Origin of the sequence: Blautia sp. MB18-30, assembly GCF_023669475.1 — a bacterium.
GTDB classification, from domain to species: domain Bacteria; phylum Bacillota; class Clostridia; order Lachnospirales; family Lachnospiraceae; genus Blautia_A; species Blautia_A fusiformis.
On record NZ_JAMOYY010000087.1, the window covers coordinates 1 to 1442 of the forward strand.

A 1442-nucleotide genomic window follows, 5' to 3' on the forward strand; every position below is an offset into this window, starting at 1 on the left:
TAATAATTGAATAATGTTCTCCATGAAATATTATATTGATTTCCATCTATTAGGGAATCTTTTTCAATATGAATTTCTCCTTCTAAAAAAGCATCTACGATCTTTTGTGGCGGCATCAAATATCCCTTTATTTCCATCCATTCATCTTCCCAACAATGTATTCCAACATATTTTGAAATCATTACTGCCGTAAAAAAATATAAAAATTCTATGTTTTCATATGAATCTTTAGCCAAATTGAAAAACTGGGGCAATGGCCATATGAATACTTTTTGGTATGTAATTCTCCCATGAGCAATTGCGTTCCTGACCTTAATCATATTATCTATAAAAAAAGCTATATTATCATCCAATAATTCATATTTTTCCAAAAAATATTTCACTTTAACCGAAAGGCTTAAATAATCTCCTATTAAAAGACTGCTAACTGCTTTTTTATTTTGATCAACCATCTGTTTTATTTGACTATCATTAAAATAAAAATTCGCATAATGTTGTTGTAACATCTTTTCAATATTGTCTTCTAATTTTTTCCTTAACTCTCCATTTACGGTATCTCCAAATAATTCTAAAATATGAAAAAAACTCAACGTGGATTCATCATAATATAAATCTGCATCGCAACTTTCAGCCTTTAAATAAATCGCTTTTCGCCATCTATCTAATAAGGTTATAATCAATTCTGGCTCTTCTTCTAATTTTTTTAGTAAAATTTTCAAATCCCTTGTATAATCTATACCATTCATACTTAAATGTATTTTCTGCCTCTTATATTCTATCGGTTTGACCCCTGCACGGCTGTCATTACTATGATAAACTGTAAGCGGTAAACCAGTAAAAAAGGTAATTATTCCTTGTATTACCAAATTATCCCCTCTAAAATATCGCTTTGCTTCATACGGCCCCTGATATTGTTCAACATAACATTTTGAAATAACTTCTAACTTCTCACAATTAACCATTTTTATTCCATTACTTACTATTGTTTTTTCACCAGTAGAAAACACGACCGAATTACCATATTCAAAATATATGTCTATACTGTCCAATTCACAATCATAAGAATATTGTCCATATATCACTACTGGCATCTTCTCCCTTATTCTCTTCTTCATTTTAGCTTTTATTATATCCCAACTTTCAAATACTCAGTATACAGTAAAACATCCGTACTTTCTATTTCGTCAGAAAAATTTCATTTATAAATATGTTTAATCCACTCGTCTGCCTGCAATGGTTGAAATACGAATTTACAATATTCCTCCCCAAATTTAGTCAAAAATTTTCCTGATATCAGCTTTAATCTAATCATTTTAGATGCTATACCTAAAATATAGTCTTTTTGTTCCGGCATTTTTTTCATCATTATTCTTACCATTATAGCACTATCATTTTCTTTACTCTTTTCTGGAATTTTCAGATAATACAATAACAAATATTTT

General features: G+C 29.0%; 2 protein-coding genes. Both read right to left on the bottom strand.

What is annotated here, in order from left to right:
• Window positions 1-1115, bottom strand: a 1115-nt coding sequence (locus NCY57_RS16610; RefSeq protein WP_250789872.1) for a hypothetical protein, incomplete at its 3' end; no start/stop codon positions are given.
• An 80-nt stretch (window positions 1116-1195) separates the two neighbouring features.
• Window positions 1196-1442 (bottom strand): hypothetical protein (locus NCY57_RS16615; protein ID WP_250789873.1); only part of this gene is annotated, 247 nt, incomplete at its 5' end.